The organism is Streptomyces sp. NPDC005494 (assembly GCF_042872025.1).
Lineage (GTDB): Bacteria > Actinomycetota > Actinomycetes > Streptomycetales > Streptomycetaceae > Streptomyces.
In genome coordinates this window covers 1-9,742 of sequence record NZ_JBIAJR010000025.1, presented here as the reverse complement: position 1 = coordinate 9,742, position 9,742 = coordinate 1, and the positions used below count along the sequence as shown (strand labels likewise).

Here is a 9,742-nt window from a genome sequence, read left to right as displayed (position 1 = left end):
GGAGCGGTTGGCTCGGCAGGGTTTCCCGGCGCTGGGTGCGGTCGAGGGTTTGGAGTTGTTCGACGCTGCGATGAGTGCGGGCTCGGATGCGGGTGTGGGTGGGGCGGTGGTGGTGCCGTTGCCGTTGGATCTGGTGGCGTTGCGGTCCCAGCCGGCCACGGTCCCGTACCTCCTCCGCCACATGGTGCCCGCCGCGCGCAAGGTGGTGCGCTCCGGCACCAGCACCTCGTCGGGTGCCTTGACGGCCCGGCTGTCCGGCCTCGGTCCGGAGGAGCGGGAGCGGTTGCTCCTGGACGTGGTGCGGGAGCAGGTCGCCGGCGTGCTGGGCCATGCCACGGCCCACGCCATCGAGGCCGACCGCGCCTTCAAGGAGCTGGGCTTCGACTCCCTCACCTCGGTCGAGCTCCGCAACCGCCTCAACGGCGCGACGGGCCTGCGGTTGCCTGCGACGCTGGTGTTCGACTATCCGAGTGCGCGGGCCGTCGCCACGTACCTCGACGCCGAGTTGTCGGAGAGCGGGGCCTCGCAGGCGGCGGGTGACGTCGTCGTGCGCCAGGCGATCGCCGATGACGATCCGATCGTGATCGTGGGAATGGCCTGCCGCTACCCCGGCGGTGCGGAGTCGCCCGAAGGCCTGTGGGACGTGGTGGCCGAGGGCCGCGACGCGGTCTCGTCGTTTCCGGAGGACCGCGGCTGGGACACCGGACGGCTGTACGATCCCGAACCGGGTACGGCGGGGAAGTCGTACACGCGCATGGGCGGATTCCTGCACGACGCGGCCCGGTTCGACGCCGACTTCTTCGGAATCAGCCCCCGGGAGGCGTACGAGATGGACCCCCAGCAGCGGCTGTTGCTGGAGGTCTCGTGGGAGGCCATCGAACGGGCGGGCATCGTTCCGTCGACGCTCGCGGGTTCACGGACGAGCGTGTACGCGGGCGTGATGTACCACGACTACGCGGCAGGCGCCAACGAAGGCAGCCTCGTCTCCGGCCGCATTGCCTACACGCTGGGTCTTGAGGGGTCGGCGGTGACGGTGGATACGGCGTGTTCGTCGTCGTTGGTGGCGTTGCATTCGGCGGTGCAGTCTCTGCGGTCGGGGGATTGTGATCTGGCGTTGGTGGGTGGGGTTGCGGTGATGGCGACTCCGGAGACGTTTGTGGAGTTCAGTCGTCAGCGTGGGTTGGCTGCGGATGGGCGTGCGAAGTCGTTCGCTGCTGGTGCGGATGGGACGGCGTGGGGTGAGGGTGCGGGGATGCTGCTGGTGGAGCGGCTGTCGGATGCGCGGCGTCTGGGGCATCCGGTGGTTGCGGTGGTGCGGGGTTCGGCGCTGAATCAGGATGGTGCGAGTAATGGTCTGACGGCGCCGAATGGTCCGTCGCAGGTACGCGTCATTCGGCAGGCGCTGGCGAATGCGGGTCTGACCGGTGCTGATGTGGATTTGGTGGAGGCGCACGGTACGGGTACGACGTTGGGTGATCCGATCGAGGCGCAGGCGTTGCTGGCGACGTACGGCCAGGATCGGCCTGAGGGTCGGCCGTTGTGGCTGGGTTCGGTGAAGTCGAACATGGGTCATACGCAGGCTGCGGCTGGTGTGGCGGGGATCATCAAGGTTGTTCATGCGATGCGGCATGGTGTGTTGCCGAAGACGTTGCATGTGGATCGTCCGTCGGATCAGGTGGATTGGTCGGCGGGCGCGGTGGAGCTGCTGACGGAAGCCCGGGACTGGCCTGTGACGGATGGTCCGCGGCGGGCTGCTGTGTCGTCGTTCGGGATCAGCGGTACGAACGCGCACGTGATCATCGAGCAGGCGCCGGCGGAGGAACCGGCCCTGGACGAGCGATCCGATGAGGCCTCCCTGCATGCCTGGGCGCTCTCGGCCACGGGGCCGGAGGCGTTGGAGGCGCAGGCGGGGCGTCTGCGGGACCGGGTTGCCGGCACCGACATATCTCTGGCGGACGTGGGTTTCTCGCTTGCGACCTCGCGTGCTGTGCTGGATCAGCGTGCCGTGGTGGTCGGCCGTGACCGCGAGGAACTGATCGCGGCTCTGGGCGTGTTGGCGGAAGGACGGGAAGGTCCCGGTGTGGTGCGGGGGACTTCACGTTCTGCCAGGGCCCTGGCTGTTCTCTTCACGGGTCAGGGTGCGCAGCGGGTGGGGATGGGGCGTGAGCTGTACGGCGCGTTCCCGGTGTTTGCTGCGGCTTTTGATGCGGTGGTGGCGGAGCTGGACGGTCATCTGTCGGGGTCGTTGCGGGATGTGGTGTGGGGTGAGGATGCGGGGGTTCTGGAGCGGACGGAGTTCACGCAGCCGGCCCTTTTCGCGTTCGAGACGGCGTTGTTCCGGTTGCTGGAGTCGTGGGGTGTGCGCCCGGACTTCCTGGCCGGGCATTCGGTGGGTGAGCTGACGGCCGCGCACGTGGCGGGTGTGCTGTCTCTGGCGGATGCGGCGCGGCTGGTGGCTGCGCGGGCGCGGTTGATGCAGGCGTTGCCGGCTGGTGGGGCGATGGTCGCTGTGCGGGCGTCGGAGGACGAGGTCCTTCCGTATCTGACGTCGGACGCGGTGAGCATCGCTGCGGTGAACGGTCCGGAAGCGGTGGTCATCTCCGGTGCCGAGGACGAGGTCCTGGAGGTTGCGGCCCGTTTCGAGGCGGAGGGTCGTAAGACGAGCCGTCTGCGGGTTTCGCACGCGTTCCACTCGCCCTTGATGGAGCCGATGCTCGATGAGTTCCGTACCGTCGCGCAGAGCGTGACGTTCCAGGAACCGCGTATCCCGGTGGTCTCCAACGTCACCGGCGAGCTGGCAACCACCGACGACCTGCGCACCCCCGAGTACTGGGTGCGCCACGTCCGTGAGGCCGTGCGCTTCGGGGACGGAGTGCGTGCGCTGTCGGCGGCCGGGGTGTCCGTGTTCCTGGAGGTCGGCCCCGACGCCGTCCTCACCGCGATGGCGCAGAATTCGGCGTCCGACGCGGTGTTCGTGCCCGGCCTGCGTCGCAACCAGAGTGAGCCCGAGGCGCTGGTCACGGCGCTCGCGCGGCTGCACACCGTGGGTCATGTCCCGGACTGGGCAGCGTTCTACGCGCCTACCGGAGCCCGCCGTATCGACCTGCCGACCTACGCCTTCCAGCGCCAGCACTACTGGTCGCTCCCGACCCGTGCAGGAGGCGACCCCGAGTCGCTGGGGCTGGGGTCGGCGGGACATCCGCTGCTGGGTGCTGCTGTCGTACTGCCTGACGGGGGAGCGGTCTTCACCGGGCGGCTCTCCCTGACCTCCCATGCCTGGCTTGCCGATCACAACATCCTGGGCAGTGTGCTGGTGCCGGGGACGGGCCTGGTGGAACTGGCCCTGCGTGCGGGTGAGGAGGTCGAATGCGGGCTGCTGGACGAGCTGACGCTTCAGTCACCGCTGGTGATGCCGGACTCCGGCGGGTTGCAGGTCCAGGTCGCGGTGGGCGCTGCTGCGGAGGACGGTGCGCGTACGGTGCGAGTGCACTCCCGCGTGGAGGACGACCGGGACGCCCCATGGACCCAGCATGCGGAAGGAATCCTGCTGCCGCAGGCGCCCACACCCGGTTTTGACCTCACGGTGTGGCCTCCGCAGGACGCCGAGCCCGTATCCGTCGACGGTGCGTATGAGCGGCTGGCGGAGCAGGGGTACGGGTACGGCTCGGTCTTCCAGGGGCTCCGGGCCGTCTGGACGCGCGGTGAGGAGACCTTCGCCGAGGTGGCTCTTCCCGAGGAGGCCCGCGCGGATGCCGCCCGTTTCGGGTTTCACCCCGCCCTTCTCGACGCCGCCCTCCACGCTGTACTGCTCACCGGTTCGAGTGAGAGCAACGACGACGAGGACACCGGGCAGCAGGACGGGAAGACGATGCTGCCCTTCGCCTGGAGCGGTGTGGCGCTGCACGCCGTGGGAGCCGCCGACCTGCGCGTGCGGTTGGTGCAGCAGGGCAGCGTGTCCTTGATCGAAGTGGCGGACGGCGAAGGCGGGCCGGTCCTTTCGGTCCAGTCCCTGGCCGCCAGGGCTGTCGATCCCGATCAGCTGCGTGCGACGGACCCAGGTGTCGCCGATCCGCTGCACTGCCTGGACTGGACGGCGGAATTCGCGGTGCCGGCAGCTGCCGCGACCCTGACGCCTTGGGCCGATGTGGTCGACCCTGCTGTTCTGGCGGATGCGGACGCCCCTGAGATCCTGGTGTTCACCTGCCCGGCGACCTCTGTGGGGGAGGGTGACCGTATGCATGCTGTTCCGGCTGCGACGCACGAGGTCACGGCCACCGTGCTGGAGGTGCTGCAGCGGTGGTTGACAGAGGAGAGGCTTGCCGACGCGCAGCTGGTGATCGCCACACGAGGTGCGATTTCCGTACAAGGCGAGCAGGTGACGGACCTGGCCGCCTCCGCGGTCTGGGGGCTGGTCCGCGCCGCCCAGGCGGAGAATCCGGGCCGTATCGTCCTGGTCGATCTGGAAGGCCCCGAGGACGGTTCCGGTTCCTCCGCACCGGCCGAAGCGCTGCCGGGCGTGGTGCAGTTCGCCATCGCTTCGGGAGAGTCCGAGGTAGCCCTGCGGGGCGGCCGGATACGCGTGCCCCGACTGGTCCGTACGGTCTCCGAGACTGTGGTCCCCGGTGACGCCGAAACTGACGCCGACGGCGGCCGGATGCCGTTCGGGGCAGGCACGGTGCTTGTCACCGGCGGTACCGGGGGTCTCGGAGCGGTGGTGGCCCGCCACCTCGTGGCCGTACATCAGGTGCGGCACCTGGCGCTCGTCAGTCGCCGGGGTGCTGACGCCCCCGGCGCGGCGGAACTGGCCGCGGAGCTCGAGGCCGCGGGCGCCCGGGTGACCCTTGCAGCCTGCGACGTCTCCGATCGTGAGGCGCTGGCCGCCCTGCTCAAGGCATTCGACGCCGAGCAGCCGCTGACCGCAGTGGTGCACGCGGCAGGTGTACTGGACGACGGTGTCCTCACCGGCCTGACGCCGGAACGTCTCTCCCGGGTGTTCGCGCCCAAGGCCGATGCGGCCTGGCACCTGCACGAGCTGACCGCCGGCCTGGACCTGTCGGCGTTCGTCATGTTCTCCTCCGTGGCGGGCGCTCTCGGCAACCTCGGGCAGGCCAACTACGCGGCGGCCAACGCCTTCCTGGACGGCCTGGCCGCCCACCGGCGGGCGCAGGGCATGCCTGCGCAGTCCCTTGCATGGGGGCTGTGGGAACAGGACAGCGGAATGACCGGCCATCTCGCCGCCGACGACACCTCCCGCCTGGGAGTCGCCGCGCTGCCCACCGAGGCCGGGCTGGCCCTGCTCGACGCGGCTGTGTCCTCCGGTGCGCCGCAGGTCGTGGCGGCCCGCCTCGACCTGCCGGAGCTACGACGTCGCCGGGACACGCTGTCGAACGTGTTCCACCGCCTGGTGGGCACTCCGCCCAGGCGTGCCGAAGCCGCCTCGGCGCGGAAGGAGGGTTCGGGGGACGAGCTGCGCCGTCGGCTCGCCGGTGCGGATGCGGAGGAACGACGTCAGGAGCTGATCGCCCTCGTGCGATCGCAGGTGGCCAAGGTCCTGGGCCATGAACGTTCCGATGCGGTCGACGTCAACCGGGGATTCATGGACGCCGGAATCGATTCGTTGATGGCGCTGGAACTTCGCAACGGAATCGGGGTTCTGCTCGGTCGCCGTCTGCCGGCGACCTTCGTCTTCGACTATCCGTCGGTCTCCGCCGTGGTCGGCTATATGCTCGAGGAACTCTTCGGCGGAGACCCGGAGAACGGCACCGACCTCCTGGAGGCCGAACTCCGCAAACTGGAGTCGATGATGGCAGGGGTGACCGCGGACGAGAACGGCCGCGCCCGCATCGCCGATCTGCTGCGCGATATCGCCGCCGGCTGGTCGGGTAATTCCGTGGACGGCACCGCACCGGAGGACGCCGGGGTCGACCTCGACTCGGTGACCGCCGACGAGCTCTTCGGAATTCTCGATTCCGAACTCGACGCCCGGAACTGAGGCTTTTCTCCGGCTTCAGCTCTTCCGGGATTACCTGCGGCCCAGCGCACCCCTTGCCCTGGGCCGCCCCTCAACCCCTTCGGTGCCTCCCCCCGTACCGAAGGCGGCTGCGCGCCACCGTGTACCGAATCGCCTTCCAGCTCAGGCGGCACACGTCCCCGGCCGCTCGGTGCCCCCCGCCGAGCCCCCGGACCTGACGTGGCGGTGCACGGTGGTGCGCCATTCCATGTCCTGCCCCGGTGGGATTGCGGGCCGTGCCCCTAGGGGCGGCTAGGGGTTGGCCGCCCCTCGGCGCACTCAGTACCGTCGCTATCGGTGAATCGGCTCTTATGACCGGATGCTTTCCCTGGCGGTGCTCACTGCATTTCCCGGCATTCGAAATTTCTGAGCCAACGTGAACTCTTTCGGTCGTGGACCAATTCAGTGGGGTGACTGGTGAGCAGCGAGGAGAAACTTCTCGACTATCTCAAGCGAACGACTGCTGAGCTACGGGACGTCCGAAAGCGCCTCACGGACAAGGAACAGCACGACACCGAGCCGATCGCCATCGTGGGGATGGCCTGCCGCTATCCGGGGGGTGTGGAATCCCCCGAGGACCTGTGGCAAATGGCTGCGGAAGGCCGGGACGTGGTATCCGCATTCCCCCAGGACCGCGGCTGGGACACCGATCGTCTGTACGACCCCGAGCAGGGCAAGCCTGGGAAGACCTACACGAAGGACGGCGGATTCCTGCACGGGGCCGCCGGCTTCGACCCGGCCTTCTTCGGGATCAGCCCCCGGGAAGCTCACGACATGGACGCGCAGCAGCGGCTGCTGCTGGAGGTGTCGTGGGAGGCCATCGAGCGGGCGGGCATCGTTCCGTCGACGCTGGCGGGATCGCGAACGGGTGTGTTCGCGGGTGTGATGTACCACGACTACACGGACGTCGGCGCAACAGGCTCCCTCGTGTCCGGGCGGGTGGCGTACACGCTGGGTCTCGAGGGGCCGGCGGTGACGATGGACACGGCGTGTTCGTCGTCGTTGGTGGCGTTGCATTCGGCGGTGCAGTCTCTGCGGTCGGGGGACAGTTCGCTGGCGTTGGTGGGTGGCGTGACGGTGATGGCGACGCCGGAGACGTTCGTGGAGTTCAGCCGGCAGCGTGGGCTGGCTGCGGACGGCCGGTGCAAGTCGTTCGCGGCGGCGGCCGACGGCACGGGCTGGGGCGAGGGCGTCGGCGTCCTGGTGGTGGAGCGGCTGTCGGACGCCCGCCGCCACGGTCACCCGGTGCTCGCGGTCGTACGCGGCTCAGCAGTCAACCAGGACGGCGCGAGCAGCGCGCTCACGGCCCCGAACGGACCCTCGCAGCGCCGCGTCATCCAGGAAGCCCTACGGAACGCCCGCCTGACCACCAGAGACGTGGATCTGGTGGAGGCGCACGGTACGGGTACGACGTTGGGTGATCCGATCGAGGCGCAGGCGTTGCTGGCGACGTACGGCCAGGATCGGCCTGAGGGCCGGCCGTTGTGGCTGGGTTCGGTGAAGTCGAACATGGGTCATACGCAGGCTGCGGCGGGTGTGGCGGGGATCATCAAGGTTGTTCATGCGATGCGGCATGGTGTGTTGCCGAAGACGTTGCATGTGGATCGTCCGTCGGACCAGGTGGATTGGTCGGCGGGTGCGGTGGAGTTGCTGACGGAAGCCAGGGACTGGCCTGTGACGGATGGTCCGCGCCGGGCGGCTGTGTCGTCGTTCGGGATCAGCGGTACGAACGCGCATGTGGTGCTGGAGCAGGTGGTGGAGGAGCCGTCGGCCGCTGTTGGTGGGCCGGTGGTGGACGGTCCGGTGGTGCCGTGGGTGGTGTCGGGTCGTAGTCCGGAGGCGTTGCGTGATCAGGCCGCGCGTCTGCTGGAGCGAGTGGTGGGGTCCGAGGTTCGGCCGGTTGATGTCGGTTTCTCGTTGGTGACGTCGCGTGCGGTGTTCGAGCATCGGGCTGCGGTGGTGGGCGGGACGCGGGAGCAGCTGGTCGAGGGGCTGCGGACGCTCGCGGCGGGTGGCACGAGTGGTGTGGCCGTGGGTGCTGTGCGCGCGGGTAGGACGGCGTTCCTGTTCACGGGGCAGGGTGCGCAGCGGGTGGGGATGGGGCGTGAGCTTCATGTTTCCTTCCCGGTGTTTGCCGAGGCTTTTGATGCGGTGGTGGCGGAGCTGGACGGCCATCTGTCGGGGTCGTTGCGGGATGTGGTGTGGGGTGAGGATGCGGGGGTTCTGGAGCGGACGGAGTTCACGCAGCCTGCGTTGTTCGCGTTCGAGACAGCCCTGTTCCGGTTGCTGGAGTCGTGGGGTGTGCGCCCTGACTTCCTGGCCGGACATTCGGTGGGTGAGCTGACGGCCGCGCACGTGTCGGGTGTGCTGTCTCTGGCGGATGCGGCGCGGTTGGTGGCTGCGCGTGCGCGGTTGATGCAGGCCCTGCCGGAGGGTGGGGCGATGGTCGCCATCCGTGCGTCGGAGGACGAGGTCCTTCCGTATCTGACGTCGGACGCGGTGAGCATCGCTGCGGTGAACGGTCCGGAAGCGGTCGTCATCTCCGGTGCTGAGGATGACGTCCTGGCGGTCGCGGCCCGTTTCGAGGCGGAGGGTCGCAAGACGAGCCGGCTGCGGGTCTCGCACGCGTTCCACTCGCCCTTGATGGAGCCGATGCTCGATGAGTTCCGTACCGTCGCCGAGAGCGTGACGTTCCAGGAACCGCGCATCCCGGTGGTCTCCAACGTCACCGGCGAGCTGGCAACCACCGACGACCTGCGCACCCCCGAGTACTGGGTGCGCCACGTCCGTGAGGCCGTGCGCTTCGGGGACGGAGTGCGTGCGCTCTCGGCCGCCGGGGTGAGCGTGTTCCTGGAGGTCGGCCCTGACGCCGTACTCACCGCGATGGCACAGAACGCCCTCGCCGATGCCGCGGACGAGGATGCGGTGTTCGTGCCGGGTCTGCGTCGTAACCAGAGTGAGCCCGAGGCGCTGGTCACGGCGCTCGCGCGGCTGCACACGGTGGGCCGTGTCCCGGACTGGGCCGCGTTCTACGCGTCCACCGGCGCGCGCCGCGTCGACCTGCCCACCTACGCCTTCCAGCGCCAGAACTACTGGTCGTTCCCCGCGGTCTCCGGGGGCGATCCGGAGTCGCTGGGCCTGGTGACGGCTGACCACCCTGTCCTGGGTGCGGCTGTCGGTCTGCCCGATGGGGGAGTGGTCTTCACCGGCCGGCTCTCTCTCGCCACCCAGCCCTGGCTTGCTGATCACAGCGTGCTGGGGAGTGTGCTGGTGCCGGGGACGGGCCTGGTTGAGCTGGCCCTGCGTGCGGGTGAGGAGGTCGGGTGCGGGCTGCTGGAGGAGCTGACCCTTCAGGCGCCCTTGACCCTCCCCGACACCGAGGCGTTGCAGGTCCAGGTCGTGGTCGGGGTGGCCGCGCACGACGGTGCCCGTGCCGTGCGTGTGCACTCCCGTGTGGAGGGCGACCGGGAGATCCCGTGGACACTGCACGCTGAGGGAGCCCTTCTGCCGCAGGCGCCCGCACCCGATTTCGATCTGGTGGCGTGGCCGCCGGCGGGTGCGGTGTCGGTGCCTGTGGCCGGCGCGTATGAGCGGCTGGCGGACCAGGGGTACGGGTACGGCCCGGTGTTCCAGGGGCTGAAGGCTGTCTGGACGCGAGGTGAGGAGATCTTCGCCGAGGTCGCCCTTCCTGACGAGGCCCATGAGGATGCGGGCCGGTTCGGACTGCACCCC

Annotated in this window: 2 protein-coding genes; both read left to right on the top strand. The window is 69.3% G+C overall.

All coding sequences use genetic code 11. The features are described from left to right. A partial coding sequence (locus ACFYQ6_RS34805) for an SDR family NAD(P)-dependent oxidoreductase (protein WP_388766853.1) occupies positions 1 to 5,992 on the top strand: 5,992 nt, incomplete at its 5' end. A gap of 435 nt (positions 5,993 to 6,427) precedes the next feature. Continuing rightward, on the top strand, positions 6,428 to 9,742 hold a 3,315-nt coding region (locus ACFYQ6_RS34800; protein ID WP_388766851.1), incomplete at its 3' end, for a type I polyketide synthase.